Source organism: Methylobacterium sp. NPDC080182 (assembly GCF_050281105.1).
Taxonomy (GTDB): domain Bacteria; phylum Pseudomonadota; class Alphaproteobacteria; order Rhizobiales; family Beijerinckiaceae; genus Methylobacterium.
The window spans coordinates 127548-153805 of the sequence record NZ_JBNNWO010000009.1 but is presented as its reverse complement, the minus strand read 5'-3'; the positions used below and the strand labels follow the sequence as shown (position 1 = coordinate 153805).

Here is a 26258-nt window from a genome sequence, read left to right as displayed (position 1 = left end):
CCGCGCCCCCGACCCACCCCCGCGTCCCGCGGTGCCGGGGCGCGGCGCCGGCCTCGGGGGCGGGAATGCGGGTCGGAGGGTCCGCCCGATGAGCGCCCTCGACGCCGTCGCCCTCCTGCGCCCCTGGTGGTTCCTGGCGATCCCGGTCGTGGTCCTGCTGGCCCTTCGCGCCGCGTGGCGCTCGGCGCCGCTGGGCGACTGGGCCCGGGCCGTCGACCCGGCGCTGATGGCCCATCTCGCCCGGGCCGGCGCGGTGCTCGGCGGCAGGCGGCAGGCGAACCTCGCCGCCGCGCTGGCGGCCGGGCTGATCGCCCTGGCGCTGACCGGCCCCGCGGTGGAGCGGGCGGACGGGCGGACCTTCCGCAACCTCGACGAGACCGTGCTCGTCGTCGACCTGTCGCGCTCGGTCACCGAGGGCGGCAACCTCCAGGGCGTCCGGCAGGCCGCCGCCGCCGTGGCGGAGGCCGCCGGCACCCGGGCGGTCGCCCTCGTGGTCTACGCGGGCGACGCCTACCTCGCCGCCTCCCCGACCACGGACCGCGACAGCCTCGGCACCACCCTGTTCGCCCTCGACGCCGACACGGTGCCGGACCGCGGCTCGCACCCCGAGCGCGGGCTGGCGCTGGCCCGCCGCACCCTCGCGGAGGCCAGCGTGGTCGCGGCCGACGTGGTGCTGATCAGCGACGGCGACGGCATCGGCGAGGCCGCCACCCGCGAGGCCCGCGCCATCGCCGAGCACGGCTGGCGGCTCCAGGCCCTCTACGTCCCGGCCGACAAGCCGCTGCCGCCCGGCGCGCCGAAGCCCGACCGGACCGCCCTCGACGCCCTCGCCCGGGCCGGCGGCGGCACGGCCGCCGACATCGCGACCCCGGGCCCGGTGCTCGACGCGGTCGGGGCCGGCCTTGCCCAGCACCTCGCGGCGGGCGGCTACGGCGTCCTGGCCTACGCGGATCTCGGGCGCTGGCTGCTGCTGCTGGCGGCGCTGCCGGCGCTGCTGCTGTTCCGCAGGAGCGCGTGATGCGGCTGACCCTTCCCGAGATCGGCCTCGCCGCCCCGCTCCGGGCCGGCCTGCCGCCGCGCTGGCGGCGGCTCGCCCGGATCGCCGGCCTCGCCCTCGCCGGGATCGGCCTCCTGGCGCTGCTCGCGGTCTCGCAGCCCCGCACCGGCTTCGGGCGGCTGCTGATGGGTCTCGGCCTGCCGGGCCTCGCCGCGGACGTGTTCGTCGATCCGGCCTGGCGCGCCGCCGCGCTCTACGAGGCCGGCCGCTACGAGGAGGCGGTCGCGCTGTTCCGTGCCGGCGGGCGGCGGGCGAGCTACAATCTCGGCAACGCTCTGGCCAGGACCGGCGACCTCGACGGGGCGCTCGCGGCCTACGACGAGGCCCTGCGCTTCAACCCCCGCGACGCCGACGCCCAGGCCAACCGCTCGCTGATCGCCCGGATGCGAGCCGAGGTGATCGACCGCGGGCCCGGCGGCGGCATCGCCAACGGCACCGCCCAGTACGGCGCCCGCTACAACAACACCGCCAACCAGGACCAGAACAACGACATCAACGCCGCCTCCAGCGGCGAGGGTCTCGCCGGCAACAAGGAATCGAACGCCAGCGCGTCGCTGCCCGGCAACAGCAAGGTCGCCCGCCGCGGCAAGGCCGAGCAGCAGTCGATCGACGCCGGCAAGGGCCAGGCCCGGGGCTCGGCCGGCGACGCCGCCGGCCGCGGCCGGACCGGCGGCGGCTCAGCCATGGTGGCCGAGGCGCCCGAGCGCGAGGTCCGCCGGGTGACCAAGAGCTTCGAGGCCCACGAGATCCGCCCGGACCGGCTCTGGCTCCAGACCCTGCCGGACGATCCCGGCCGCTATCTCAAGCTGCGCCTGCGCGCCGAGCAGACCCGCCGGGTCGAGGCCGGCACCGCGATCCCCGCCGGGAGCAACCCGTGGTAAGTGTTGTCGGCGTTTCCGAGCGGCGCGCCCTGACCCGCGCCCTGACCTGTGCCCTCATCCTCCTCGCGCCCTTCCTCGCCCCCCTGCCCGCCCGGGCCGAGATCGAGCCGGGCGACCTCACGCTGACGGTGACCGCGGAGCTCAACGGCAACAGCGCCCCCTTCCCCCGCGAGATGGTGCTGCTGAAGATCCACGGGGTCTACAAGCAGCCGATCCTGCTCGAGGAGGTGGTGCAGCCCTCCCTCGCGAACTTCTCGTGGACTCAGCTCGGCCGCGACCACTGGAGCCGGACCAAGCTCCCCGACGGCCAGAGCGCCATCGCGTTCGACCGCACCGTAGCGGTCTTCCCGCACCATGCCGGCCAGTTCACCATCGAGCCGTTCGTCCACAAGCTCACCGTCAACGATGTCGGCGAGCGGCGGGTCGTCGAAGTCCGCTCGAAGCCGATCCCCTTCCCGGTCGCACCCTGGACCGAGCCCACCGGCGGCCCCGACGCCAAGGAGCCCTGGTGGCTGCCCGCCAAGGACGTGGCGATCACCGATTCCTGGAGCCCGGACCCGGAGACCATCAAGGTCGGCGAGACCACCCGCCGGATCGTCACCCTGGAGGCCCAGGGCATGGTCGCCGAAGGCCTGCCGCCCCGGCCGGTCATGCGCACCCGCGGCATCATCACCTTCGCGGGCCCCGTCACCCGCGAGACGCTGCTGACGCCCTCGGGACCCGTGGCGCGGGCCACCTACCAGTGGGACGTGAAGCCCGGCGTGCCGGAGATCATCCCCCTCGACGCCATCGCGATCCCGTGGTTCGACACCAACACCCGCACGATGCGCGAGACCGAGATCCCTGCCCGGCAGATCGGCGGCGGCCTGCCCGACCGCGAGACCGAGCGGGCGCCCCCCGCGATCCCCTCGCCCCTCGTCGTCGCCGCCTCGGCGCTCGCCGCCTTCGGGCTGGGCCTCGCGCTGATCGGCTTCGGCCTCGGGCGGCCGCGCCTGCGCCTCTCCGGCGCGGCGCGGCGCTCCTTACGCGCGGCGGCCCGGGCCGGCGACCCGGCCGGGTTCCGCGCGGCCCTCGACGCGGCCCAGCGGGACGCCCCCGACCTCGCCCGGACCTGGCGGGCGCGGCCCGACCTCGCGGCCGCCTTCGCGGCCCTCGACCGGGCGGTCTTCGGCGCGGCGGGCGCGCCCGTCCCGGATCTCCGGGCCCTGGCCCAAGCCCTGTCGCGCGCCGCTCCGGGCGGAGCCGCCCCCCCCGCGGCGGACCGGCTCGCACCGCTCGACGGCCCGGTCCGCTGAGCGCGGCGCGGCTCCGCATCTCGTGAAGGCGGGCGCGGGAACGCAAGCCGGGACCGGGATTTGGGCTGCCGGAACCGACCGGCACCGGAGAGCCCCATGCCCGCGACCCCGCACCGATCCGCCCGCGCCGCCACGCGCCGCCCGACCATGGGCGCCCCGACCGTCGCCCTCGCCACCGCCCTCGTGACCCTCTTGGTCCTCTTGGTCCTGCCGGCCGCGCTGCCGTCGGCGGCCCTCGCCCGGTCCTCCGGCACCGAGCGCGCGCCGAAGATGGTCGACACCGACCACGACGGCACGATCGACCTGGCCGAGGCCCAGGCCGCCGCCGGCAAGGTCTTCGACGCCGCCGAGACCGACAAGGACGGCACCGTCGACGCCAAGGAGCTGAAGGGCCGGCTCAGCAAGAAGGACCTGAAGGCCGCCGACACCGATTCCGACGGCACCCTCGACCGCAAGGAATACCTCGCCTTGGTCGCGCAGCGCTTCAAGGCGGCCGATCCCGACAACGACGGCACCCTCGACGCCGAGGAGCTCAAGACTCCGGCGGGGCGCAGCCTCCTTCAGCTCCTGAAGTAAGCGCGCCTCCCGGAGCTGCCGCCGTTGCACAGTTCATGAGCAAGTATTATTCCTGTGCAACGGCTCACGTTCTGAGCAGGCATCAATATTTTGCACTATCTTGCGTCATCTGAATTGGCCTCGTAGGTTTCGGTTATCCGAGCGGTAAAGCATCGGGTGAACCACCAGGGAGGAGCGCGATGGCACGCGCCAACGAGGTCAAGGACAGGTTTCGCGCGCGGCTGCAGGCGGCCGACGAGCGCAGCAACGACTTCCGGCGGAAGCTGCTCGAGGACGGGTCCCGGGCGCTCCAGCCCGTCATGGGCGTGCTGAACCTGATGGCCGAGGTCCTCAACGAGGAGGACAACGTCCACGGCAGCATCACCGGCCTCGAGGCGAAGATCGATCAGGACAACTTCATCAGCCTGTGCGCGCAGCTGCGCGGCACCGAGTCCGAGCAGAAGATCAAGATCAAGTACGGTCCGGAACTCGGCGGCAGCAACTACATCTCGGTCTCGGGCCTGAACCAGCGCTACAACGAGCGCCTCGTGCCGGGGGCGGCGAGCTGCTCCATCGGCCGGACGGTCGGCAGCGACATCCAGCTCGACGAGCACCGGGGCGACGAGCTGGCCGAGGTGGTCCGCGAGGTCGTCGAGGACTTCTACGCGGCCCAAATCGAGCAACGCAGCCACTTCGCCTCCGCGCGCTGACGCCAGCGGCGCCGCGAACCGATCCGCGCGCCGCCGGCATCCGCCGGCCCGCCCCCGTCCTCGGGGAGACGGCCGGACCCCGCCGAAGGGCTCGGCCCTTCGGAGGCGCCGCCTCAGTCGGCGATGAACTTCAGCCGGTGGTCGCGGTAGAGGTCGACGATCGCCGCGGCGGTCTCCTCGATGGACCGGCGGGTGACGTCGATCGTCGGCCAGCGGTTCTTGGTGAATAGCCGGCGGGACATGGTGATCTCGTCCGCCACCGCCGAGCGGTCGACGTAGAGGGACGATTCGTCGGCGTTGAGGCTCGACAGCCGGTTCTGCCGGATCTGCACGATGCGCTCCGGCGACGCGAACAGGCCGACCACGAGAGGCTTGCGGGCCCGCTCGATCGCCGGCGGCAGCGGCATGCCCGGCACCAGCGGCAGGTTGGTGGTCTTGAGGCCGCGATTGGCGAGGTAGATCGAGGTCGGCGTCTTCGATGTCCGGCTGACGCCGAGCAGGATCACGTCGGCCTCCTCCAGATTGTCCGGCAGGTTGCCGTCGTCGTGGGCCAGCGTGAAGTTCATCGCGTCGATGCGCTTGAAGTACTCGGCGTTCAGCATGTGCTGGGCGCCGGGCCGCGCCGTGGTCTCGGCGCCGAGATACGCGCGCAGCAGGTCGTGGACCGGCCGCAGCACCGACAGGCACGGCGAGCCGGTCTCCCGGGCGACCTCCTCCAGCCGCTCGCCGAGGTCGCCCCCCACCAGCGTGTAGAGGACGAGGCCCGGCGCGGCCCGGATCTCCGAGATCACCCGGTCGAGCTGCGCGGCCGAGCGCACCAGCGGGTAGACGTGCTCGATCGCCGACACACCCTCGTACTGGGCGGCGGCCGCGCGCCCGACATTGATCAGCGTCTCGCCGGTGGAGTCGGAGACGAGGTGGAGGTGGAAGTAGCTGCGGCCCATTCCGATCGCCTCTGCGGTCGACCTCTCGGCCGACTGTGCGGTCGCCTCGCGCGGCGCCCACGTTGTCCACCGCCGGCCGCCAGGGGAGTCGATGAGTGTGGATAGGATGCCCCGCCGGGCCGGTCCAGGGCGATCCCGGTGCGCGCTGTCGACTCCGCCGTTCACAGGCAGATGATCGGGACGCGCCGAATCCGGCTCTCTGGACGAATCGGCCGCGAATCCGGCGCCCGTACACGACTCGGCGTTGCCAAGGCGCTGTCGGACCATCCGGTTCTCGCAAGTTGGCGGAAATCCTTTAAAGCCCCGTTAACGGCGCGGCGGCGGGGACCGCCTGTGGACGCTTTTGTGCCCCCGAGATTCGGCCCCCCAGAAGAAAAAACAGACTCCAAGATTCTCTCTTATCTTTTCGAAGGGGCCTGTGTGGGGATCGGCGCGCCTCGACTCGACAGGACGCCCGCCGACGGGCATGCGGGGTGAGGGATACGGGATGGGAGCGACCATGACGGGGACGGAGCGCGAGCCCGGGCAGACGGCGTCGGGGACGACGTCCGAGCGCAAGGTGCTGCGGGTCCTCGAGGGCGAGGCGATCGGGCCGCCCCCCGCCTGGATGATGCGCCAGGCCGGGCGCTACCTTCCGGAATACCGGGCGACCCGGGCCGAGGCCGGCTCGTTCCTCGACCTCTGCTACAGCCCGGACTTCGCCGTCGAGGTGACGCTCCAGCCGATCCGGCGCTTCGGCTTCGACGCGGCGATCCTGTTCTCCGACATCCTGGTCGTCCCCCACGCGCTCGGCCAGGACGTGCGCTTCGTGGAGGGCGAGGGACCGCGCCTCGACCCGCTCGACGGTCGGGACGCGTTCGCGCGCCTGCGGGAGGCCGGCGACCCGGCGATCATGACCCACCTCGCGCCGGTCTTCGAGACGGTGACGCGGCTGCGGGCCGAATTGCCGGGCGAGACGACGCTGCTCGGCTTCTGCGGCGCCCCCTGGACGGTGGCGAGCTACATGATCGGCGGCCGCGGCACGCCGGACCTCGCCCCCGCGCGGGCGCTCGCCGAGGGCGACACCGCCCTGGTCGACACCCTGATCGACCGCCTCGTCGCCGTGCAGACCGAGTACCTCGTGCGCCAGCTCGAGGCCGGCGCCGACGCGGTGCAGATCTTCGAGTCCCACGCCGGCACCCTGCCGCGCGCCGTGCCGGCCTCCGGCGGCGGCGTCGAGCCCGTGGGCGACGTGGCCGAGAGCGCCCTGCCAACCGCGTCCGCGGCGGACGCCCTCACCCGCTGGTCGCTGCGGCCGATCGCCCGCATGGTGGCGGGCGTCCGCGCCCGGGTGCCGGGGGCGAAGATCATCGTGTTCGCCCGCGGCTCGGGCCTCGACGGCCACGCCCGGGTGGTGCCGGAGACCGGCGCCGACGCCGTCGGCGTCGACTGGGGCGTGGACCTGAAGGCCCTGCGGGACACGGTGCCGGCCGCGACGGTGACGCAGGGCAACCTGCATCCCGACACGCTGATCGCGGGCGGCGCGGCCCTCGACGCGGCGGTGGACGCGGTGCTCGAGGCGACCGCCGGCCTGCCGCACATCTTCAACCTCGGCCACGGCATCACGCCGCAGACGCCGGTGGCCCATGTCGAGCGGATGCTCGCGCGGCTGCGCGGCCAGGGCTGAGGCCGCGCGTGCTGTACGACTGGATCAAGGCCCTCCACGTCATCAGCCTGATCGCCTGGATGGCCGGGATGCTCTACCTGCCCCGGCTGTTCGTCTACCACGCGAGCCTGCCGCCCGGCGCGGAGGCGCAGTCCGCGACCTTCAAGGTGATGGAGCGCCGCCTGCTCAAGGCGATCATGAACCCCGCCATGATCGCCACCTGGGTGTTCGGGCTGGCGCTCGCCTGGATGAGCGGCTTCTACGCGAGCGTCTGGCTGCAGGCGAAGTTCGCGCTGGTGCTCGCGATGTCGGGCATCCACGGCTGGCTCGCCCGGATGGTCAAGGATTTCGCCGCCGACCGGAACACCCGCGGGCACAAGTTCTACCGGGTGCTCAACGAGGTGCCGACGCTGCTGATGATCGGCATCGTCATCCTGGCGATCGTCAAGCCGGGCCTCTGATCCCGCGATCCCGCGATCCTGTGATCCCGGCCGGAGCCTTTCCGTGGCCGGCCCGTTGGGAGGCCATGTCGAAGCCTCTCGTCCTCGCCCTCGCGCTGGCCGCCCTCGCGGGCCCGGTCGCCGGCGCGATCACCGCGTCCCCCGCCCGGGCCGCGAGCTTCCCGTGCGACAGGGCCGAGGCCCCCGACGAGAAGGCGATCTGCGCCCATCTCCCCCTCAATGACCGGGACGTCGAGATGGCGACCCGGTTCGAGATCCTGAAGAGCGTGCTGCCGATGGGCGGCCAGGCCAAGCTGCGCGACGATCAGGAGGCGTGGCTGACGGAGCGTCGCGCCTGCGGCGGCGACGTCGGCTGCCTGACGGCCGCCTACGACGCCCGGCTGAAGGTCCTGCGCGGGGTCCTGGCGGAGTTCGCCAAGCAGGGCCCGTGAGGTCCCGCGCTCAGGCCGCGCGCGGCAGGGCCGCGGCGTCGACGCGGCAATCCGGCCGGCACGCCGCCACGCAGGCGCGCGCCAGCGCCTCGGTGGCGTCCACCAGCAGGCCCGACGGGTCGCTCCCGGCGAGCGCGAGCGGGATCTCCGTGCAGGCCATCACCACCCGGTCGCAGCCGGCCTCGGCCAGCGCCCGGACCTGCGCCTCCAGGAGCGGCGTCGCCTCGGCCACCCGGTGCGCCTTCACCAGCCGGATCGCCGACGTCACCGCGGCCTGACCCGCCTCATCGGGCGCGCGGCACGCGAACCCGTGCCGCGCCAGCCGCTCCGGGTAGAGCCCGGACCGCAGGGTGCCGTCGGTGGCGAGCAGGCCGATCCGGCCGCCGGTCCCGGTCCGTGTCAGGCTCTCGGCCAGGGTCTCGGCCACCGCGTCGACGATGTGGAGGATCGGCAGGGCGGTCGCGGCCTGCAGCGCCGCGTGCCAGTGATGAGCGGTGTTGCAGGGGATCGCGATCCGGGTGGCGCCCCCGGCCTCGAGCCGCGCCAGGGCGGCGCGGAGCGCCGGCAGCGGGTCCGGGCCGGTGCCCAGGATCGCGTCGGCGCGGTCGGGGATGTCGACGGCCGAGCAGACCAGGGTCGGGATGTGGTCCTGATCGCGCCCCGCGGGCGTCGCCCGCACGAGCTTGGCCAGGAAATCCACCGTGGCCATCGGGCCCATCCCGCCGAGTACACCGAGCATCGCCGCCTCCGACCGTCGCGGCCGCCCTGATGGGCCGCGGCGGGGCGGGAATCCAATGCCGTGTCGGCACCGGCCATGCCGATCTGGCACCGGTTCCTAGAGTTCGGCCGCCAGGGCGGCGGCCGCGGCCCAGACCGCCGCGACCGCGCCGCCGCGCCCGGCCCTGCGGTAGAGCCGGATCTCCAGCGGCGTGCCCGGCCCGGCCATCACGAGGCTGCCGTCGGCGAGCTCGCGGGCGACGAGGCTCTCGGGCAGCCACGCGCGGCCGTGGCCCGCGAGGACCATGAACTTCAGGGCCTCTGCCATGGCGTTCTCGTTGACGTGGGCGGCCGCCGCCCCGTCACCGGCGAGCGCCGCGACCCGGCCCAGGAACGAGTCCCGGGGATAGCCGAGCCCGGGCCGGTCCGCGGCCGGCCCCGGCCGGTGCACCGGCACGAGGCTGTCCCGGCCGATGGACAAGTGCGGGAAGGCGGCCGGGTCGAGGGGGATCGGCACCAGGGGATGGTGGTAGGTCAGCAGCAGGTCGTAGCCGCCCTCGGCCAGCGCCTGCACGCAGGCGTGGAAATCGTCCGGCAGGAGCCGGCTGCCGAGCGGCCCGGTGCGGGCCTCGACGTCGCGGAACCAGCCCGGGAAGACGGTCAGCGCCAGGGTGTGGAGCGCCGCCACCGAAACGGTCCGCGGCGGCGGCCGGATCCGGGCGCGGAGCGCGTCGCGGCTGCCGTGGAGCCGCCGCACGGTCTCCTCGGCGGTCTCCAGGAACAGCCGGCCCTCCGGCGTCAGAGCCGTCGGGTAGGTGCTGCGGTCGACCAGCGCGACGCCGAGCCAGCCCTCGAGCGCCCGGATGCGGCGGCCGAAGGCCGGCTGGGTGACGTGGCGCTCGACCGCCGAGCGCGAGAAGCTGCCGGTGCGCGCGAGGCTCAGGAAGTCCTCGAGCCATTTCAGCTCCATCTCGGCTCCATCGCGCGGCGGTCTCAGAGCCGCGCCAGGAGCCGCTCCGCCAGCGGGTTCTCGGCCGCGAAGGCGTAGTCGACCCGCCGCACCGTGACGGCCCGCGCGCCGGCCTCGACCAGGGCGCCGGCGAGCTCGAACACCGCGGCCTCCCGGCAGCGCAGGACGATCTCGCCCTCCGGCCCCCGCGGCGCGCCGTAGGGCAATTCGGCCTCGTGCAGGCCCGCGAGCGTGGCGAGGTCGATCGTGCCGCTCTCCGGCAGGGCGGCGCGCACCTCGCGGGTGGTCCGGGCGCGCTCCTCGGCGGCGATGCGGCCGAGCACCGTGCGGAGCGCGGCCCGCTGGCCCTCGCCCCAGGGGGCCTTCAGCGAGGCGACGAGGTTCGCCTCCGAGCGCAGGATGATGCCGTCGTCCAGCACCTTCAGGGCGTTGGCCGAGAGCGTCGCCCCCGTGGTGGTGATGTCGACCACGATCTCGGCCGAGCCCGCCGCCGGCGCCCCCTCGGTGGCGCCCAGGCTCTCGACGATCCGGTAATCGGCGACGCCCTTCTCGGCGAAGAACCGGCGGGTCAGGTTCACGTACTTGGTGGCGACCCGCAGGCGCCGGCCGTGGCGGGTCCGCATGCCGGCCGCGACCTCGTCGAGGTCGGACATGTCGCGCACGTCGATCCAGGCCTGGGGCACGGCCACCACCACGGTGGCGTTGCCGAAGCCGAGCGGCGTCAGCAGCTCGACCTGGTCGCGCACGTCCGGCAGGGTCTCGCGGATCAGGTCCTCGCCGGTGACGCCGAGATGGGCGGCGCCCGAGGCGAGCTGCGCGGCGATCTCGGAGGCCGAGAGGTAGCGCACCTCGACGTCGGGCACGCCGATGAGCTTGCCCCGGTAGTCGCGGGCGCCCGCGCCTTGAGCGAGCTTCAGCCCGGCCCGGCCGAAGAACGCGCTGGCATTCTCCTGCAGGCGGCCCTTGGACGGGACGGCGAGGATCAGCGGCATGGCGGCCGCGTCCGAGGCACTCATCGGCCGGCTCCCGCCACGCGCTCGATCCAGAAGGTGCATCCCACCGCCGGCAACGGCGCCGGGCTGCCGAGATGGCCGAGCAGGCCGTCGTAGCGGCCGCCGCCGACCAGGGTCGGGCCGTCCCGCTCGGTCACCTCGAAGATGAAGCCGGTGTAGTAGTCGAGGTTGCGGGCGAAGCCGCCCTGGAAGCGGAAGCGCTCGATCGGCAGGCCGCGGGCCGCGATGAAGCCGGTGCGCTCCTCGAACAGGTCGAGGGCGGCCGCGAGGGCGTCGTGCCGCAGGCCCGCGTCGGCGACGAGCGCCCGCAGGTCGCGGGCGGCGGCGTCCGGATGGCCGGCGATCGCCCGGTAGCGGTCGAGGAGCGCGCGGTTCTCGGTGTTGAGCCCGGCGCCGCCATGGGCCTGCGCGGCGGCCTTGGCGAGGAAGCGCTCGGCGATCTCGCCGGCGCTGCGCCCGCCCACCGCCGAGATCCCGGCGATCGCCAGCACGTCCTCCACGAAGGCGCGCACGCCCCGCGGGTCCTGGCCCTGGATCGCCGCCAGCAGGCCCGCGTGGGGATCCTCGGGACGGGTGCCATCGGCGCCGTTGGTGACGGCGTCCAGCGAGCGCCCGGCGGCCAGCGCCCGGAGCGTCCGGCGCTTGGCGGCGGGCGGGACCGCGAGCCCGTCGAGGAGCGCCACGGTCAGGCCCATATCGCCGAGCCGCACCGCCAAGTCGGTCCGGCCGAACAGGGCGAGGCCCTCCAGGGCGAGGCCCAGCACCTCGGCGTCGGCCGCCGGCGTGTCGGTCCGCCCGATCGACTCGATGCCGGCCTGGAAGAACTCGTCGGGCTCGTCGGCGGCGAGCCGGAAGACCGGGCCGCAATAGCTGTAATCGGCCGCCTGCCCGTCGGCCTCCGCCCGGTGCAGGCGGCAGACCGGGATGGTGAATTCGGGCCGCAGGCACAGCTCGGCGCCGCCCGCATCCTGGGTGACGAAGATCCGCCGGCGGATATCCTCGCCCGAGAGTTCGAGGAACGGCTCCAGCGGCTGCAGCACCGGCGGCGTCACCGGCCGGTAACCCGCCGCCGCCAGATGCGCGGAGAGCCGCGCGCGCGCCGCGTCCCCCGCCCCCGTCTCGCCCGCCTCCGGTCGTGTCATCGCGATCCACCTCGCGGGGCAATCCACCTCGCGGGCGCTCTGTAGCAACCGCGACCGGACTTGGCGACACGCACCCGGGAAGCGTGGGGCCGGCGCGCCGCGCAGGACTGCGCAGACCCCGCGCCGCGGCCGGATTCCGCTACGGCGTCAGTGACCGGACCGGCTCAGAGCGGCTCAGAGCGGCTCAGAGCGGCTCAGAGCGGCTCAGAGCGGCTCAGAGCGGCCGGAGGCTGCCGAGGCGCGCGCCGCGCGGGCGCCGGACCGGCTTGCGGCGGGCGAGCACGGTCAGGGCGGGCGCCCCCGCCATCCCGGCGCTCAGGATCGGCGCGCTGCCGGTCCCGGGCGTGGCCTGCGCGACGGCGCTGGGCAGCCGGCCGAGGACCGGCCGGGCGGCCCAGGCGGGTCCCGCGCCGGCGCAGACCAGGCCGAAGGACAGGACGAGGATCTTCGCGCGCATCCCGACATCTCCGCGGCACCGACCGACGACAACGCCGCCGGAGCCTCTGCGTTCGACGTGCGGTTCGACTTGCGGTTCGACTTGCGGTTCGACTTGCGGTTCGATGCGCGAGTGTCTCAGATCTCCGTTGACGGAAAATGCCGGGCCAGCACGGCGCGGACCTGCGCCACCAGGTCGGCCTCGGGACACGAGAATTGCGCGGGCCGCGCGGCCTTCCACTCGGCGTTGCTGGCGATGGACTCGGCCGCCCGGGCGCCCTCGATCAGGTCCTTGATCTGGACCTCGCCGGCCAGGCGCTCGTTCGAGCCCTGGATCACCGCCACGGGCGCGCGGCGGCGGTCGGCGTACTTCATCTGCGCCTTCATGCCGGCGGCGCCGAGGTAGAGCTCGGCCCGGATGCCGTCGGCGCGCAGGAGCGCGACGAGCCGCTGGTAATCGGCCATGTTCTCCCGGTCGAGGACCAGCACCACCACCGGCCCGGGGGCCTCGGCGCCGGCGATCAGAGGGCTGCCCACGAGCTGGAGCGCCGAGAACAGCCGCGAGACGCCGATCGAGAAGCCGGTGGCCGGGACCGGCTCGGCCCGGAACCGCCCGACGAGGCCGTCGTAGCGCCCGCCGCCCGCCACCGAGCCGAAGCGCACGGTCTGGCCGTCCTCGTTGGTGACCGGGAAGGTCAGCTCGGCCTCGTAGACCGGGCCGGTATAGTACTCGAGGCCGCGCACCACGCTCGGATCGGCCCGGATCACGTCGTGGCCGTAGCCGGCGGCGGCGCAGAGGCGCATGATCGCGTGCAGCTCGGCGATGCCCTCGCGGCCGGTCTCCGAATCGCCGACCGCCTCGTGCCAGCCGGCGAAGAACTTCTCCCAGAACGCCACCTTGTCGGCGCCGTCGCCGGCATCGGCCTGGAACGACACGTAGGCGAGGATCCGGCCGATCGCCGTGGCGTCGAGGCCCGCGCCCTTGGTGAAGTCGCCGCTCTCGTCCTTGCGGCCGCCGCCGAGAAGGTCGCGCACCCCGTCGACGCCCAGCCGGTCGAGCTTGTCGATCGCCCGCAGGACCGTGAGGCGCTGGCCGGCCTTGTCGGGGCCGGCGAGCCCGATCGCCTCCATGACGCCGTCGAGCACCTTCCGGTTGTTGACCTTGACCACGTACTGGCCGCCGAGCCCGAGGCGGTTCAGCGTGTCGGCCATCAGCATGCAGGTCTCGGCATCGGCCGCGACGCTGCCGGCCCCGACGATGTCGGCGTCGAACTGCATGAACTGGCGGAAGCGGCCCGGCCCCGGCTTCTCGTTGCGGAAGACGTAGCCGGCCCGGTAGCTCCGGTAGGGCTTGGGCAGCCCGTCGTAGTTCTCGGCCACGAACCGGGCCAGCGGCGCCGTCAGGTCGTAGCGGAGCGACAGCCACGCCTCGTCGTCGTCCTGGAACGAGAACACGCCGGCGTTCGGACGGTCGAGGTCGGGCAGGAACTTGCCCAGGGCCTCTGTGTACTCGACGAACGGCGTCTCCAGGGCCTCGAACCCGTAGAGCTCGAAGCTCCTGCGGATCGTCTCCAGCATCCGCCCCTGCGCGGCGATCTCGCCGGCGCGGCGGTCGACGAAGCCGCGCGGCAGGCGGGGCTTCAGGGTCTCGGCCTTCTCGGCCTTCGGGGTCTCGGGCTTGGACATGGGCGCATTCGCTCTCGCGGACCCGGAATCCGGGTCCCGCATCGAATCTTCGATCGTCTCCGGCGGGCGGAGATCCTGCGGCCGGGCTCTAGAGCATGCCGGGCGAAAGGGGAATTCGGTTCGTGGGCGCTCTGGCCGCCCGATCATCCAGCCCGATCATCCAGCAATGTCGTCCTTGCGGGCGGAGCGAGCGATCCAGACAGCGCCACGCTTGTCGAGGTCGCGCCGCCCTGGGTCACGTCGCTGCGCTCGTGATGACGGAAAGGGCGCATCGACCGGAGCGGTGAAGCGGGACCCTGCCGGAACTCCGCGCGCGCCGATGCGCCTTTTTCCGGATCGGGTTCCGCTTCGCTCCACCGGTCCGGCACAGGGCGCGGTTCACCCGGACCAAAGACCTCAGTACGGCGCCGTCAGCTTGAGCCAGAGCAGCACCGCGAGACTCACCACGGCGATCGGCATCTGCAGCGGGCGCAGGCGGGCATGCGACAGGGGCACCTCGCCGGCGCGCGCCGCGATCGGGTCGAGGATCCCGATGGCCGCGTAGCCGAGGATCAGCATCGCGAGGGCCGGCACCGCCTTGCCCATCACCGCCGCGAACAGGCTGCCCAGCCCGAGGCCGTAGAGGACCAGCATGGTGACGATCTGCGACACCTGCGGGCCGCCCTCGGTCCGGAAGCTGACGCCCCGGCGCACGCCGGCCAGGAACAGCAGGATCGAGGCGGCATAAAGCAGGGTGAACAGCGCCACGAGGTAGTCGAGGGGTTTGCCGTTCAGCCACCACGCCACGGCGGTGCCGACGGCGATCGGCAGCATCGGGCCGAAGCCGAAGACGATCTCGAGCCAGGGGATCCGGCGCGGCTCGTGCGTGGTGAGGGTGCGTCCGGTGGCGTCGTCGCGCATGGCGGTCTGGGGGAACTCTCGATTCGACGGTCTGCTGCGCCGCAGCACCGGGACAGGGAACGGCCGCGCACCGGCCCGGTTCCGAAACCCGGGTCCGAGCCCGGTTCGACGCCGTCCGTGTAGCGCCGCCGCGGCGCTCCGGCGAGGCCCCGCCGGTCCGTAAACGCGTCACCCGGTCGCCCGCGTCCCCGTCGGCGTCCCGGGCCAATGTCCGGGCCCTTGAGTGCGGGCGAGAAAGGCGTTATCTGTATGGGGCCCTCATCACAAGGTCTGCGCCGCAGCGCGCCCGTGAGCCGCGAGGGTCCTGCCTCATCGGTTTCGCCAACCTGACCCCGGGCCCCTCGCCGCAGCGCGGCCCGCTCTCCGGTGCCCATCCCCCGGGCACCTGGCACTGAACCGGCCCTCCCACCACCTCCGTCGGTTGCAAGATACCCCCATGACGCCAAATCCCGACGCCCTCGCCGACGATATCGAGACCGCGGAGCCGGCCGACGCGCCGACCATGCCCGCCGCCCTCGAGGGCGTCCGCGAGGTCAAGCTCCAGGACCTCAAGTCGAAGACGCCGACCGACCTGACGGCCTTCGCCGAGGAGGTCGAGGTCGAGAACGCCTCGACCATGCGCAAGCAGGAGTTGATGTTCGCCATCCTGAAGCAGCTCGCTGCCAAGGAGGTCGAGATCATCGGCTCGGGCACCGTCGAGGTGCTGCAGGACGGCTTCGGCTTCCTGCGCTCCTCCGACTCGAACTACCTGCCCGGCCCGGACGACATCTACATCTCGCCGACCCAGATCCGCCGCTTCGGCCTGCGGACCGGCGACACCGTCGAGGGCCCGATCCGCGGCCCCAAGGACGGCGAGCGCTACTTCGCGCTCCTGAAGGTCAACACGATCAACTTCGAGAATCCGGAGAAGATCAAGCACAAGGTCCACTTCGACAACCTGACGCCGCTCTTCCCGACGAAGCGGTTCAAGCTCGAGCTGGACAACCCGACCAAGAAGGATTTCTCGCCGCGGATCATCGACATCGTGGCGCCGATCGGCAAGGGCCAGCGCGCCCTGATCGTGGCGCCGCCGCGCACGGGTAAGACCGTGCTGATGCAGAACATCGCGCAGTCGATCACCCTCAACCACCCCGAGTGCTACCTGATCGTGCTGCTCATCGACGAGCGGCCCGAGGAGGTCACCGACATGCAGCGCTCGGTGAAGGGCGAGGTCATCGCCTCGACCTTCGACGAGCCGGCCACCCGCCACGTGCAGGTCGCCGAGATGGTGATCGAGAAGGCCAAGCGCCTCGTGGAGCACGGGCGCGACGTGGTGATCCTGCTGGATTCCATCACGCGCCTCGGCCGCGCCTACAACACCGTGGTGCCGTCCTCCGGCAAGGTGCTGACCGGCGGCGTCGACGCCAACGCCCTGCAGCGGCCCAAGCGCTTCTTCGGCGCCGCCCGCAACATCGAGGAGGGCGGCTCGCTCTCGATCATCGCCACGGCGCTGATCGACACCGGCTCGCGCATGGACGAGGTGATCTTCGAGGAGTTCAAGGGCACCGGCAATTCCGAGATCATCCTGGACCGCAAGGTCTCCGACAAGCGCATCTTCCCGGCGATCGACATCACCCGCTCGGGCACCCGCAAGGAGGAGCTGCTGGTCCCGCCGGACTCGCTCAAGAAGACCTACGTGCTGCGCCGCATCCTCAACCCGATGGGCGTCACCGACGCGATCGAGTTCCTGCTCGACAAGCTGCGCCAGACCAAGAGCAACGGCGACTTCTTCGACTCGATGAACACCTGAGGCCGTCCCCGGCCGCGGGCATCGCCGCCGTCCCCGCGAGCGGAGCGATCCAGGCAGCGCCGCGGTGGCAAGCCGCGCGCTGGCCTGGGTCACGTCGCTGCGCTCCGGTCCCTCAGGATCGGGGAGCGGATGGGACGGGGGTCGCGCCCGCCGTGCGGGACGCCTGTCCCGCGGCGGCACGAAACGCGATTCCGGCCCGATCGGGCCGTTGACCGTCTCCTAACCGGCCTCTGCCAAGGTTCCATCCGGGCGCCAGGTAGCGTATCGGCCCCGCGACAGCCCCGCCGGCCGGTCCATCCCGGCGGCGGGGCTCGTCGCAGCCGGCTTGCACCGATCCCCGGATCCGTGACACTGGCGCGATGCCCCGCTCGCCCTGGACCGGTCCGGATCCGCTCCTCCTCGCCTCGACCAGCCCGACGAGGCGCCTCCTCCTGGAGAGCGCCGCCCTGCCGGTCGAGACCGCCGCCCCGGACGTCGACGAGCGCGCCCTCGAGGCGGCGAGCGCCGGCCTGTCCCCGCCCGACCTCGCCCTGCACCTCGCCCGCGCCAAGGCCGAGTCGGTGGCGGCGCGCCATCCCGGGCGGATCGTCCTCGGCGCCGACCAGGTGCTCGACCTCGACGGCACCGTGTTCCACAAGCCGGCCGACGGCGCGTCGGCCCGGGCCCAGCTCGCCCGTCTGTCCGGGCGCACCCACGCCCTTCATTCCGCCGTGGTCCTGGCCGGGGTGGTCGAGGACGCCTTCGTGGAGACCGCGCGGCTGACCCTGCGCCCACTCGATGAAAGGGCGATCGCGGCCTATGTGGACTGCGCCGGCGCGGAGCGCGTGCGGGCGAGCGTCGGCGGCTACCAGCTCGAGGGGCCGGGGATCCACCTGTTCGAATCGGTCGCGGGCGATCACAGCACCGTGCTGGGCCTGCCGCTTCTGCCGCTCCTCGCGCGGCTGCGCGCCGCCGGGCTTCTGGCTTTCTGAGGGAGTACCGCCTTGGCGGGACACGACCATTCGCACGGCGGCCACGCCCAGGGCGGTCATGCTCATGGCGGTCATGCTCATGGCGGTCATGCCCATGGCGGCCTCGGCGGCCACGCGCACGCGCCGAAGGATTTCGGCACGGCCTTCGCCATCGGCATTGTGCTCAACACCGCCTTCGTGGTGATCGAGGCGGCCTACGGCTACCTCAGCAACTCCATGTCGCTGGTAGCCGATGCCGGCCACAACCTCTCGGACGTGCTGGGCCTCGCGGCGGCCTGGATCGCCGCGATCCTGGTGCGCCGCCGCGCCAGCGCGCGCTTCACCTACGGCTACCGCGGCTCCTCGATCCTGGCCGCCCTGTTCAACGCCGTGTTCCTGCTCATCGCCATGGGGGCGGTGATCTGGGAGGCACTGGTCCGGCTGGTCCACCCGGAGCCCGTCGCGGGCACGACCGTGATGGTGGTGGCGGCGGTGGGAATCCTGGTCAACGGCCTGACCGCGTGGCTCTTCGCCAGCGGCGCCAAGGGCGACATCAACGTCCGCGGCGCGTTCCTCCACATGGTGGCCGACGCCGCCGTCTCGGCCGGGGTCGTGGTGGCGGGCCTCGTGATCCAGCTCACCGGCCTCGCCTGGCTCGACCCGGCGGTCAGCCTCGTCATCGCCGCCCTGGTGGTCTGGGCGACCTGGGGCCTGCTGCGCGACAGCGTGGCCATGTCCCTCGACGCCGTGCCGCCGGAGATCTCCCCGGACGCGGTGACCGGCTTCCTCCTCGAGCGGCCGGGCGTCGCCGGCCTCCACGACCTGCATATCTGGCCCATGAGCACCACCAGCGTCGCCCTGACGGTCCATCTTGAGATGCAGGAGGGGCATCAGGCCCACCGCCAGCCCGGCAACGGCTTCCTCGCCGAGACCGCCGAGGGCCTGCGCGACCGGTTCGGCATCGGCCACGCCACCCTCCAGGTCGAGGAGGCCGGCGGCCCGGCCTGCCGCCTCGCTCAGGATTGCGCGGCGTGAGCGGCGCCCAGCCCCGCGCCTTCGTGGTCGGCCACCCGATCGCCCACTCGCGCTCGCCGCTGATCCACGGCCACTGGCTCGCCGTGCACGGGATCCCGGGCTCCTACGAGCGGCTCGACGTGGCCCCGGAGGCCTTTCCGGACTTCATCCGCGCCCTGCCCGCGTCCGGCTACCGGGGCGGCAACGTCACCATTCCCCACAAGGAGGCGGCCTTCGCGCTGGTGGACACGCTCACGCCGCGGGCGAAAACCATCGGCGCGGTCAACACCCTGGTGGTCGGGCCGGACGGGCGGATCCGCGGCGACAACACCGACGCGCCGGGCTTCTGCGCCCATCTCGACCACAGCCTGGGCGCGGCGTGGCCGGACCGGGCGGGCGGCACCGCCCTGGTGCTCGGCGCCGGCGGCGCGGCGCGGGCGATCGTGGTCGGGCTCGCCGAGCGCGGCCTGCGGCGCGTCTGGGTCGCCAACCGCACCGCGGCCCGGGCCGAGGCGGTGGCGGCCCTCGCGCCGGGCGTCGGCGCGGCGCTCGCCTGGGACGACCTGCCGGCGGCGCTTCCCGGGACAGGCCTCCTCGTCAACACCACGTCCCTGGGCATGAAGGGCCAGCCGCCCCTCGCCGTCGACCTGTCGCCCCTGCCGGCGGACGCGGCCGTGGCGGACATCGTCTACGCGCCCCTGGAGACCGAGCTCCTGGCGGCGGCGCGGCGGCGGGGGCTCGCCGCCGTGGACGGGCTCGGCATGCTGCTGCACCAGGCGGTGCCGGGCTTCGCGGCGTGGTTCGGCCCGCGTCCCGCCGTCACCCCCGAGCTGCGCGACCGGATCGTGGCGGACCTCGCCGGATGACCCCGAAGGCCGGATCCGGACCCGTCATCCTCGGGCTCACCGGCTCGATCGGCATGGGCAAGTCGGCCACAGCCCGGATGTTCGCGGAGCGCGGCGTCCCGGTCCACGACGCCGACGCCGCCGTCCACGCCCTCTACGGGCCGGGCGGCGCGGCCGCCGCGGCGATCGGCGCGGCCTTTCCCGGCGTGCTCGACGATCGCGGCGGCGTCGACCGGGCGCGGCTGCGCGCCGCGGTGCTCGACGCGCCCGACCGGATGGCGGCGCTGGAGGCCATCGTCCATCCCCTGGTCCGGGCGGCCAGCACGGACTTCCTGGCGCGGCACGCGGCGGCGCCGCTGGTCGTCCTCGACGTCCCGCTCCTCTACGAGACCGGCGGCGAGGGCCGCTGCGACGCGGTCGCGGTGGTGAGCGCCCCGCCCGAGATCCAGCGCGACCGGGTGCTCGCGCGTCCCGGCATGACCGAGGCGGCCTTCGCGGCGATCCTGGCCAAGCAGATGCCCGACGCCGAGAAGCGCGCCCGGGCAGATTTCGTCATCGACACGGGCCGGGGTTTCGCCGCCGCCGAGGCCGCGGTCGCGCGGATCGTCGCGCGCCTGACGGCGCACCGTGCGGAGCCGCACGCCGGCGACGGATGACACGCCCGGCGGATTGAATATCTGCGGTTGTGTTCCGGGGGGAATACGGACGGCAGGATGGACGTGATGGCGCGGCGCTGGGGCGGGATTGATCGCATTCGGTCGGGCGGCATCCGGGCCGCAACCCTTCTCGCGCTGCTGGCGGCCGGGCCCGCGCAGGCCCAGTACGCCGCCAGCTGCCCGCCGCCGAAGAAGGTCGCGGCCGGCGCCTGCGTCACCGCCTGCCCGGGCGGCTACGAGGACCGGGGACCCGTCTGCGTCTACCGCAACACCTCTCGGTAGGGCGAGGCGCTCGACGGTTGGTCGACGGTGATGGACGGGGACGGCCGTGCAGGGCGGGTTAACCGCTCGGGCTTATCCCGCTAGGGTCCGCCCCCACCCCCCCGCGAGTCGCGAGACCCATGCTGCGCGAGATCGTCCTCGACACCGAGACCACCGGCACGGAGGCGAAGGGAGGCGACCGGCTGATCGAGATCGGCGCGGTGGAGCTCCTCAACCACATCCCCACCGGCCGGACCTTCCACCGCTACTGCAACCCGCAGCGGCCGGTCTCCGAGGGCGCCTTCAACGTCCACGGCCTGTCCGACGCGTTCCTCGCCGACAAGCCGCTCTTCGCCGAGATCGTCGGCGAGTTGCTGGCCTTCCTGGCCGACGGGCGGCTCGTGATCCACAACGCGCCCTTCGACGTCGGCTTCCTCAACATGGAATACGCCCGGCTCGGCGCGAACGCCCCGCCGCCGATCCAGCTGGAGGACGTCGTCGACACCCTGCCGATGGCCCGGCGCAAGCACCCGGGCGCGGCCAACAACCTCGACGCCCTCTGCAGCCGCTACGGCATCGACAACACCCGGCGCACCAAGCACGGGGCGCTCCTCGACGCGCAGATCCTGGCCGAGGTCTACGTCGAGCTGCTCGGCGGCAAGCAGACCAGCCTCGGCCTCCTGGAGGCCGCGACGGCCGTCCCGGTGGCCGGCTCGGCGGCCCTGGCGTCGGCGGCTCCGGCGGCGCCCCGCCCCTACCGGTCTCGCCTCACGGATGCAGAGCGCGCCCGGCACGACAGCTTCCGCGCGAGCCTCGGTCCTGCCGCGATCTGGGCCGAGTATATCGGGGTGGACGATCCGGCCTGATCGCCGGTCCGTCCCGCTCTCCGATCCGCACGCCTGCCGCGCGCCGCCGGCTGTTGCCGCATCGCACAGGGGCGTTTATTGCAATGCACAAAACGCCGTCGACGGAGCCTCTCGCGGGGTGACGGAGGCTGGCCCGCGCGGTGCCGGTGCGCTCCCTCGGGGGAGGCACGGGCGCGCCGGATCCGGCCGTGACGGAGATGCTGAGGCAGTGAGGCGCGCACGCATGACCGAGGATTTCGGCAGTCGCGACGGACAGCGCGACGACAAGACCGGCCCGTCACCCTTCGCCGACATGATCGAGGCCACCCGCCTGACCGGCCTCGGCCGGCTCGAGGAGGCGACCGCCCTCATCCAGCGCAGCCTCGGGGGGCAGAAGGCTCCGCCCGCCGATCCGCCGGCCGCGCCGCAGCCTCCCGCGCGCCGCGACGCGCCGGCCGCCGAGACGCGCAGTCCCGCGGCGGAGTCCGGGACGCGGATGCGCGAGGTGGTGGGGCAGGTCGTGCGCGGGCTCGCGCCGGTGCTGAAGGGCCTGGGCAACCCGCTCCGGTCGCCGGCCCCGCCGCCCGCCGACCGGGCGGGCGGGACCGGGGGCCGCTTCGTGTCCCTGACCCATGCCGAGCCCGCCGGCACCCGCGAGTACAAGCTGTTCATCCCGAGCCACCCGGACCGGGCGGCGCCGCTGATCGTGATGCTGCACGGCTGCACACAGAACCCGGACGATTTCGCCGCCGGCACCGGCATGAACACCCTCGCCGAGCGCGCCGGCGTGTTCGTGGCCTACCCGGCCCAGAGCCGCCAGGCCCACGCCCAGCGCTGCTGGAACTGGTACGAGCCCCGGGACCAGGGCCGCGGCGCGGGCGAGCCGGCGATCATCGCGGGCCTCACCCGCGCGATCATGGCGGAGCACCCGATCGACCCGGCCCGGGTCTACATCGCCGGCCTGTCGGCCGGCGGCGCCGCCGCCCTCAACATCGCCCGCGCCTACCCGGATCTCTACGCCGCCGTCGGCGTGCATTCGGGCCTCGCGGCCGGCTGCGCCCGGGACCTCGGCTCGGCGCTGATGGCCATGCAGGTCGGCGCCCCGGGCCTCGGCGCCCCGACCGCCTTCGGCACCCCGGCGCCCGCGACCCGCGTCCCGACGATCATCTTCCACGGCGAGGACGACGGCACGGTGAGCGTGCGCAACGCCGACCAGGTGCTGGCCCAGGCCAAGGTCGCCGGGCTGACGCCGCGGTCGGAGACCTTCGAGGGCCGCGGCCACCCCTTCACCCGCACCCGCTACCGGGACGAGGCGGGCCGGGTCGTGGTCGAGGATTGGCGGGTGCGCGGCGCCGGCCACGCCTGGTCCGGGGGCCGCCCCGACGGCAGCTACACGGATCCCGAGGGGCCCGACGCGTCCCGGGCGATGCTCGACTTCTTCGCCGAGCACCGGCTGGGACCGGCGGGGCGCCCGTAAGGGGTTTCCGGAGGGCCGCGCGCTGGCGGGTTGTCAGGGCGCGGCCCTGCTGTATCGCAGGGCGCTGCCCTGCTCCCCCAAAAGGTCCCGGACCTTTTGCATCCAGGACCTCCCCAGGACCTCCCATGAGCACCACCCCCGCGCCGATCCCGACCCTCCAGGGCCTCGCCGAGGTCGCCGACCGGTACGACCTGATCCTCTGCGACGTCTGGGGCGTGCTGCACGACGGCCAGACGGCCCACACGGCCGCCGGCGAGGCGCTGATCCGCTTCCGCGGCCTCCCGGGCGCGCGGCCGCGCCGGGTCGTCCTCGTCTCGAACGCGCCCCGGCCCGGCGACGGCGTCGGCCGCATCCTCGACCGGTTCGGCGTGCCGCGGGAGGCCTACGATGCGATCCTGACCTCGGGCGACCTCACCCACGACCTGATCGCCGCGCGCCCGGGTGCCCGGATCCGGCATCTCGGGCCGGAGCGCGACCTCGGCATCTTCCAGGGGCTCGACCTCAGCCTCGTCCCGGAGGCGGAGGCCGACCTCGTCGTCTGCACCGGCCTGTTCGACGACCGCAGCGAGACCCCCGACGATTACCGGCCGGAGCTGGAGCGCCTCGCCGCCCGCGGGCTGACGATGATCTGCGCCAATCCCGACCTCGTCGTGGAGAGCGGCAACCGCCTGATCCCCTGCGCGGGCCTGCTCGCGGCGGCCTACGCGGAGATCGGCGGCCCCGTGGTCTACGCCGGCAAGCCGCACCGCCCGGTCTACGAGGCGGCGCTCGCCAAGGGGGCAGCGCTCACCGGGGCGGCGCTCGCCGGGGCCCCGGTGGACCCGGCGCGGGTCCTGGCGATCGGCGACGCGATCCGCACCGACATCGCCGGCGCCCGCGGCGTCGGCATCGCCAGCCTGCTGGTGGCCCGCGGCATCCACGCGGAGGAACTCGGCGTCACGGCCGCGCATCACCGCCTGGGCGACGTGGCGGAATGGCTCGGCCGGCAGGCGGTGCATCCGGACGCGGTGATCGAGCGGCTGGTCTGGTAGCGGCCGGTCCTCCGAGGCGGGCCCTTCGAGGCGGGTCCTGCGCGTATTGCCGCCAGTCTAACCCCCTGAAATCCCCGACAAGCTTGACACCGCGCGGGAAATTGCGTGGATTCGCGCGTGTGAATCGGTCCCGCGCGCAGCAATCAGCCCCGACATTCGCCTCACGCGTCGGGCGATTCGACCGGAAGACCTGCCCGATGGCGGCGCGCGCGACGATCGGAACCGGCGAGACGGCGGGTCTTACGTGACCCTCGTCTCCGGACTGCCCGATTTCCTGCTCTATCTCGGCACCGCGACCGGGCTGATCGGCTTCTATCTGCTGATCTACACCCTCGCCACCGCGCACAACGAGCTCGCGCTGATCCGCCGGGACGTGACGGCGGCCGCCGTCGCGCTGGGCGGGAGCCTGGTCGGCTTCACCCTGCCGCTGGCGGTGGCGATCTACAACGCGCGGTCGCTGCTCGACTGCCTGATCTGGGGGCTGATCGCCCTGGTGATCCAGATCGCGATCTACTGGCTCGTGCGCCTCGCGGTGCCGGACCTGTCGCGGCGCATCGAGGAGGATCGCGCCGCCGCCGCGATCCTCCTCGGCGCGGCCTCGCTGGCGGGCGGCGTCGTGAACGCCGCCTCGATGACCTATTGAGGCGCCGGTGAAGGAGACCGCGCCACGTCCCGACGCAGCCTCCGATGCAGCCTCCGGCGACGCCGCCTGCGGGCCCGGGGCCGGCTTCGCCGCTGCCCGCCGCTCCAAGCGCTCGGCCGCCGTGTCGCTGGTCCTGGTCGCGGGCGCCGGCGCGGCCGCCCTGACGCTCGGCGGCCTCGACCCGTCCCAGCGCGAGGAGGAGGCGCTCGTCTACGGGACGCTCGGCGCCTGCATCGCCCAGCAGCTGCGCGGCGCCGAGGCCTGCATCGCCGCCTACACGAGCGCGCAGGAGACCTACGCGGCGACGGCGCCGCGCTACGAGACCGAGGCCGATTGCCAGCGCCACCACGGAACCGGCGGCTGCACCCCGGGCGCGCAGGTCACGGAGGCCGCACGCGGCCGCTACCTGCCGGTGATGGCCGCCTTCATGATGGGGCGCACGGACGCGCAGGACCTGCCGGTCCAGCCGCTCTACCCGCACGCGCCTGAGGAGGAGCGCGACGAGGCCGGGGCCGCGACGGCCGGGCACGGGGGCGGCTACTGCACCGGTGCGGGCGGGCGGGTCGCCTACGCGGGCGGCGCCTCGCGGGTCCACGTCCCCGCCTCGGTCGCCCGCACCACGAGCGCGACCCCGCGCACGATCAGCCGCGGCGGCTTCGGCGGCACCGGGCGGGCGACGGCGTTCTCCGGAGGCTCGGGCGGCCGCGCGGGTGGGTTCGGGGGCGGGTTCGGGGGCGGCTGATGCGCCGCGTGCCGGTCCCGGAGCGGCCCGACTGGCGCCAGCACGCCGCGCGGGCCGGCTTCACCTTCCACACGTTCGACGGCGCCCCCTACTGGGACGAGAGCGCCTACTACGCCTTCGGCCTCGCGGAGATCGAGGACGCCATCGAGGCGCCGAGCGCCGCGCTGCACGACCTCTGCCTCGCCTTCGTGGACCGGGCGGTTCGGGACGCGGCGATCCTCGCCTCGCTGCGGATCCCCGAGCACGCCTGGGACGCGATCCGGGCGAGCTGGGCGCGGCGCGATCCCAGCCTCTACGGGCGCTTCGACTTCAGTTACGGGGGCGACGGGCCGGCCAAGCTCCTCGAGTACAACGCCGACACGCCCACCGCCCTCTACGAGAGCGCGGTCTTCCAGTGGCTCTGGCTGGAGGACGGGCTGGCGCGGGGGCACCTCCCCGCCGGCGCCGACCAGTTCAACACCCTGCACGAGGCGCTGGTGGCGCGCCTCGCCGCCGTGGCGCCCCCGGAGGGCGTCGCCTTCGCGGGCTTCCCCGACGCGCCGGAGGATCGCGGCACGCTGGCCTATCTCCAGGACTGCGCGCTCCAGGCCGGCCGCCCCGCTCCCTTCCTGCCGGTCGAGGCGATCGGGCTCGACGCGGACGGGCGCTTCGTGGACGCGGCCGGCGCCCCGATCGGCTGCCTGTTCAAGCTCTACCCGTGGGAGTGGATGTTCGCCGACCCGTTCGGCCGCGCGGTCGGCGCGGCCGCGACCCGGTTCCTGGAGCCGCCCTGGAAGGCGGTTCTCTCCAACAAGGGGCTGCTGGCCCATCTCTGGGCGATGGCGCCGGGCCATCCCAACCTGCTGCCGACCTATTTCGAGGAGGACCCGGCCAAGGCCGCGCTGGGCCGGAGCTTCGTGAAGAAGCCCCTCTACGGGCGCGAGGGCGCCAACGTGCTGATCGTGCGCGACGGCGCCGTCGCGGCGCGCGACGAGGGGCCCTACGGCGGCGAGGGCTACGTGCGGCAGGCCCTGGCGGAGCTGCCCGATTTCGCGGGCCGCCGCGCGCTGGTCGGCAGCTGGATGGTCGGCGACCGGCCCGCCGGCCTGTGCCTGCGCGAGTCGGACGGCCTCATCACCACCGACCGGGCCCGGTTCGTGCCGCACCTCATCGATCCGTGACCG

General features: G+C 73.8%; 28 protein-coding genes. 20 read left to right on the top strand and 8 right to left on the bottom strand.

Annotation, left to right across the window (positions count from 1 at the left end):
- The first annotated feature begins 88 nt into the window (after nucleotides 1-88).
- The 5 genes from ACQKQD_RS17120 (at nucleotide 89) to ACQKQD_RS17100 (ending at nucleotide 4498) form a co-directional block, all read left to right on the top strand.
- Entirely contained in the window at nucleotides 89-1018 is a 930-nt protein-coding gene (locus ACQKQD_RS17120) for a VWA domain-containing protein (protein ID WP_091926962.1), read from the top strand.
- Nucleotides 1018-1938 carry a tetratricopeptide repeat protein gene (locus ACQKQD_RS17115; protein ID WP_427508966.1) on the top strand — a complete coding sequence of 307 codons (921 nt, stop codon included), beginning with the start codon at nucleotides 1018-1020 and terminating at the stop codon, nucleotides 1936-1938. Before ACQKQD_RS17120 ends, ACQKQD_RS17115 begins: the two co-directional genes overlap by 1 nt.
- Entirely contained in the window at nucleotides 1932-3233 is a 1302-nt protein-coding gene (locus ACQKQD_RS17110; protein ID WP_427508965.1) for a hypothetical protein, read from the top strand. Before ACQKQD_RS17115 ends, ACQKQD_RS17110 begins: the two co-directional genes overlap by 7 nt.
- A gap of 96 nt (nucleotides 3234-3329) precedes the next feature.
- Nucleotides 3330-3809 (top strand): EF-hand domain-containing protein, encoded by a 480-nt coding sequence (locus ACQKQD_RS17105; RefSeq protein ID WP_427508964.1) that lies wholly within the window; start codon nucleotides 3330-3332, stop codon nucleotides 3807-3809.
- A 179-nt stretch (nucleotides 3810-3988) separates the two neighbouring features.
- Complete coding sequence (locus tag ACQKQD_RS17100; RefSeq protein WP_020094045.1) at nucleotides 3989-4498, top strand: hypothetical protein; 510 nt, start codon at nucleotides 3989-3991, stop codon at nucleotides 4496-4498.
- Between the two features lie 113 nt (nucleotides 4499-4611).
- On the opposite strand, the gene ACQKQD_RS17095 is transcribed toward ACQKQD_RS17100, so the two are convergent.
- Complete coding sequence (locus ACQKQD_RS17095) at nucleotides 4612-5442, bottom strand: pyruvate, water dikinase regulatory protein (protein ID WP_020094046.1); 831 nt, start codon at nucleotides 5440-5442, stop codon at nucleotides 4612-4614.
- A 499-nt stretch (nucleotides 5443-5941) separates the two neighbouring features.
- Between ACQKQD_RS17095 and ACQKQD_RS17090 the strand changes: the two genes are divergently transcribed.
- The 3 genes from ACQKQD_RS17090 to ACQKQD_RS17080 all read left to right on the top strand — a co-directional run bounded on the left by ACQKQD_RS17090 (nucleotide 5942) and on the right by ACQKQD_RS17080 (nucleotide 7979).
- On the top strand, nucleotides 5942-7108 hold the full coding sequence (locus ACQKQD_RS17090) for a uroporphyrinogen decarboxylase (protein ID WP_427508963.1): 1167 nt from the start codon (nucleotides 5942-5944) through the stop codon (nucleotides 7106-7108).
- A gap of 8 nt (nucleotides 7109-7116) precedes the next feature.
- The gene (gene hemJ / locus ACQKQD_RS17085) at nucleotides 7117-7548 is read left to right on the top strand and encodes a protoporphyrinogen oxidase HemJ (RefSeq protein WP_020094048.1); all 432 of its coding nucleotides are present in this window, start codon (nucleotides 7117-7119) and stop codon (nucleotides 7546-7548) included.
- A gap of 65 nt (nucleotides 7549-7613) precedes the next feature.
- Nucleotides 7614-7979, top strand: coding sequence for a lysozyme inhibitor LprI family protein (locus ACQKQD_RS17080; protein WP_020094049.1), 366 nt, complete (start codon nucleotides 7614-7616; stop codon nucleotides 7977-7979).
- Between the two features lie 10 nt (nucleotides 7980-7989).
- Here ACQKQD_RS17080 and ACQKQD_RS17075 read toward each other — a convergent pair whose 3' ends face one another.
- The 7 genes from ACQKQD_RS17075 to ACQKQD_RS17045 form a co-directional block, all read right to left on the bottom strand.
- A complete protein-coding gene (locus tag ACQKQD_RS17075) occupies nucleotides 7990-8718 on the bottom strand; it encodes an aspartate/glutamate racemase family protein (protein ID WP_427508962.1) in 729 nt (242 codons plus the stop codon).
- Between the two features lie 96 nt (nucleotides 8719-8814).
- On the bottom strand, nucleotides 8815-9666 hold the full coding sequence (locus ACQKQD_RS17070; protein WP_427508961.1) for a LysR family transcriptional regulator: 852 nt from the start codon (nucleotides 9664-9666) through the stop codon (nucleotides 8815-8817).
- Between the two features lie 23 nt (nucleotides 9667-9689).
- The gene (hisG, locus tag ACQKQD_RS17065; RefSeq protein WP_427508960.1) at nucleotides 9690-10682 is read right to left on the bottom strand and encodes an ATP phosphoribosyltransferase; all 993 of its coding nucleotides are present in this window, start codon (nucleotides 10680-10682) and stop codon (nucleotides 9690-9692) included.
- Nucleotides 10679-11821, bottom strand: a complete 1143-nt coding sequence (locus ACQKQD_RS17060; protein ID WP_427508959.1) for an ATP phosphoribosyltransferase regulatory subunit — start codon at nucleotides 11819-11821, stop codon at nucleotides 10679-10681. The genes hisG and ACQKQD_RS17060 overlap by 4 nt, the downstream gene beginning before the upstream one ends.
- Nucleotides 11822-12035: 214 nt before the next feature.
- Nucleotides 12036-12278, bottom strand: a complete 243-nt coding sequence (locus ACQKQD_RS17055; RefSeq protein WP_091926955.1) for a hypothetical protein — start codon at nucleotides 12276-12278, stop codon at nucleotides 12036-12038.
- Between the two features lie 116 nt (nucleotides 12279-12394).
- Nucleotides 12395-13942: a histidine--tRNA ligase gene (hisS, locus tag ACQKQD_RS17050; protein ID WP_056533631.1), complete on the bottom strand. Its 1548-nt coding sequence runs from the start codon at nucleotides 13940-13942 to the stop codon at nucleotides 12395-12397.
- A gap of 396 nt (nucleotides 13943-14338) precedes the next feature.
- Nucleotides 14339-14842 (bottom strand): DUF3429 domain-containing protein, encoded by a 504-nt coding sequence (locus ACQKQD_RS17045; RefSeq protein ID WP_100252487.1) that lies wholly within the window; start codon nucleotides 14840-14842, stop codon nucleotides 14339-14341.
- Nucleotides 14843-15278: 436 nt separating this feature from the next.
- On the opposite strand from ACQKQD_RS17045, the gene rho reads away from it, so the two are divergent.
- From rho to ACQKQD_RS16985, 12 genes are all read left to right on the top strand, one after another.
- Nucleotides 15279-16631 (top strand): transcription termination factor Rho, encoded by a 1353-nt coding sequence (gene rho / locus ACQKQD_RS17040; protein WP_056533627.1) that lies wholly within the window; start codon nucleotides 15279-15281, stop codon nucleotides 16629-16631.
- Nucleotides 16632-16990: 359 nt separating this feature from the next.
- Nucleotides 16991-17602: a Maf family protein gene (locus ACQKQD_RS17035; RefSeq protein ID WP_427508958.1), complete on the top strand. Its 612-nt coding sequence runs from the start codon at nucleotides 16991-16993 to the stop codon at nucleotides 17600-17602.
- Between the two features lie 12 nt (nucleotides 17603-17614).
- Nucleotides 17615-18616, top strand: a complete 1002-nt coding sequence (locus tag ACQKQD_RS17030) for a cation diffusion facilitator family transporter (protein WP_427508957.1) — start codon at nucleotides 17615-17617, stop codon at nucleotides 18614-18616.
- Nucleotides 18613-19461, top strand: a complete 849-nt coding sequence (locus ACQKQD_RS17025; protein ID WP_020094060.1) for a shikimate dehydrogenase — start codon at nucleotides 18613-18615, stop codon at nucleotides 19459-19461. Before ACQKQD_RS17030 ends, ACQKQD_RS17025 begins: the two co-directional genes overlap by 4 nt.
- The gene (gene coaE, locus ACQKQD_RS17020; RefSeq protein ID WP_427508956.1) at nucleotides 19458-20096 is read left to right on the top strand and encodes a dephospho-CoA kinase; all 639 of its coding nucleotides are present in this window, start codon (nucleotides 19458-19460) and stop codon (nucleotides 20094-20096) included. The genes ACQKQD_RS17025 and coaE overlap by 4 nt, the downstream gene beginning before the upstream one ends.
- Nucleotides 20097-20162: 66 nt before the next feature.
- The gene (locus ACQKQD_RS17015) at nucleotides 20163-20378 is read left to right on the top strand and encodes a hypothetical protein (protein ID WP_056533818.1); all 216 of its coding nucleotides are present in this window, start codon (nucleotides 20163-20165) and stop codon (nucleotides 20376-20378) included.
- A gap of 119 nt (nucleotides 20379-20497) precedes the next feature.
- Entirely contained in the window at nucleotides 20498-21223 is a 726-nt protein-coding gene (gene dnaQ, locus ACQKQD_RS17010) for a DNA polymerase III subunit epsilon (RefSeq protein WP_331297538.1), read from the top strand.
- A 223-nt stretch (nucleotides 21224-21446) separates the two neighbouring features.
- Nucleotides 21447-22679: an extracellular catalytic domain type 1 short-chain-length polyhydroxyalkanoate depolymerase gene (locus tag ACQKQD_RS17005; protein ID WP_427508955.1), complete on the top strand. Its 1233-nt coding sequence runs from the start codon at nucleotides 21447-21449 to the stop codon at nucleotides 22677-22679.
- Between the two features lie 125 nt (nucleotides 22680-22804).
- The gene (locus ACQKQD_RS17000) at nucleotides 22805-23710 is read left to right on the top strand and encodes a TIGR01459 family HAD-type hydrolase (protein WP_427508954.1); all 906 of its coding nucleotides are present in this window, start codon (nucleotides 22805-22807) and stop codon (nucleotides 23708-23710) included.
- A gap of 244 nt (nucleotides 23711-23954) precedes the next feature.
- A complete protein-coding gene (locus ACQKQD_RS16995; protein WP_427508953.1) occupies nucleotides 23955-24353 on the top strand; it encodes a DUF350 domain-containing protein in 399 nt (132 codons plus the stop codon).
- Nucleotides 24354-24360: 7 nt separating this feature from the next.
- Nucleotides 24361-25095, top strand: a complete 735-nt coding sequence (locus ACQKQD_RS16990) for a DUF1190 domain-containing protein (protein ID WP_427508952.1) — start codon at nucleotides 24361-24363, stop codon at nucleotides 25093-25095.
- Nucleotides 25095-26255 (top strand): glutathionylspermidine synthase family protein, encoded by a 1161-nt coding sequence (locus ACQKQD_RS16985; protein ID WP_427508951.1) that lies wholly within the window; start codon nucleotides 25095-25097, stop codon nucleotides 26253-26255. The genes ACQKQD_RS16990 and ACQKQD_RS16985 overlap by 1 nt, the downstream gene beginning before the upstream one ends.
- The last annotated feature ends 3 nt before the right edge of the window (nucleotides 26256-26258 follow it).

Excerpts from the sequence above, each read along its gene's own strand:
- ACQKQD_RS17100 (WP_020094045.1), top strand. The coding sequence starts at position 3,989 with ATGGCACGCGCCAACGAGGTCAAGGACAGGTTTCGCGCGCGGCTGCAG.
- dnaQ (WP_331297538.1), top strand. The coding sequence starts at position 20,498 with ATGCTGCGCGAGATCGTCCTCGACACCGAGACCACCGGCACGGAGGCG.
- ACQKQD_RS17000 (WP_427508954.1), top strand. The coding sequence starts at position 22,805 with ATGAGCACCACCCCCGCGCCGATCCCGACCCTCCAGGGCCTCGCCGAG.
- rho (WP_056533627.1), top strand. The coding sequence starts at position 15,279 with ATGACGCCAAATCCCGACGCCCTCGCCGACGATATCGAGACCGCGGAG.
- ACQKQD_RS17095 (WP_020094046.1), bottom strand. The coding sequence starts at position 5,442 with ATGGGCCGCAGCTACTTCCACCTCCACCTCGTCTCCGACTCCACCGGC.
- ACQKQD_RS17120 (WP_091926962.1), top strand. The coding sequence starts at position 89 with ATGAGCGCCCTCGACGCCGTCGCCCTCCTGCGCCCCTGGTGGTTCCTG.
- ACQKQD_RS17055 (WP_091926955.1), bottom strand. The coding sequence starts at position 12,278 with ATGCGCGCGAAGATCCTCGTCCTGTCCTTCGGCCTGGTCTGCGCCGGC.
- ACQKQD_RS17015 (WP_056533818.1), top strand. The coding sequence starts at position 20,163 with ATGGCGCGGCGCTGGGGCGGGATTGATCGCATTCGGTCGGGCGGCATC.
- ACQKQD_RS17045 (WP_100252487.1), bottom strand. The coding sequence starts at position 14,842 with ATGCGCGACGACGCCACCGGACGCACCCTCACCACGCACGAGCCGCGC.
- ACQKQD_RS17060 (WP_427508959.1), bottom strand. The coding sequence starts at position 11,821 with ATGACACGACCGGAGGCGGGCGAGACGGGGGCGGGGGACGCGGCGCGC.
- ACQKQD_RS17005 (WP_427508955.1), top strand. The coding sequence starts at position 21,447 with ATGACCGAGGATTTCGGCAGTCGCGACGGACAGCGCGACGACAAGACC.
- ACQKQD_RS16985 (WP_427508951.1), top strand. The coding sequence starts at position 25,095 with ATGCGCCGCGTGCCGGTCCCGGAGCGGCCCGACTGGCGCCAGCACGCC.
- ACQKQD_RS17090 (WP_427508963.1), top strand. The coding sequence starts at position 5,942 with ATGACGGGGACGGAGCGCGAGCCCGGGCAGACGGCGTCGGGGACGACG.
- ACQKQD_RS17105 (WP_427508964.1), top strand. The coding sequence starts at position 3,330 with ATGCCCGCGACCCCGCACCGATCCGCCCGCGCCGCCACGCGCCGCCCG.
- ACQKQD_RS17080 (WP_020094049.1), top strand. The coding sequence starts at position 7,614 with ATGTCGAAGCCTCTCGTCCTCGCCCTCGCGCTGGCCGCCCTCGCGGGC.
- ACQKQD_RS17035 (WP_427508958.1), top strand. The coding sequence starts at position 16,991 with ATGCCCCGCTCGCCCTGGACCGGTCCGGATCCGCTCCTCCTCGCCTCG.
- ACQKQD_RS17115 (WP_427508966.1), top strand. The coding sequence starts at position 1,018 with ATGCGGCTGACCCTTCCCGAGATCGGCCTCGCCGCCCCGCTCCGGGCC.
- hisG (WP_427508960.1), bottom strand. The coding sequence starts at position 10,682 with ATGAGTGCCTCGGACGCGGCCGCCATGCCGCTGATCCTCGCCGTCCCG.
- coaE (WP_427508956.1), top strand. The coding sequence starts at position 19,458 with ATGACCCCGAAGGCCGGATCCGGACCCGTCATCCTCGGGCTCACCGGC.
- hisS (WP_056533631.1), bottom strand. The coding sequence starts at position 13,942 with ATGTCCAAGCCCGAGACCCCGAAGGCCGAGAAGGCCGAGACCCTGAAG.
- ACQKQD_RS17070 (WP_427508961.1), bottom strand. The coding sequence starts at position 9,666 with ATGGAGCTGAAATGGCTCGAGGACTTCCTGAGCCTCGCGCGCACCGGC.
- ACQKQD_RS17075 (WP_427508962.1), bottom strand. The coding sequence starts at position 8,718 with ATGCTCGGTGTACTCGGCGGGATGGGCCCGATGGCCACGGTGGATTTC.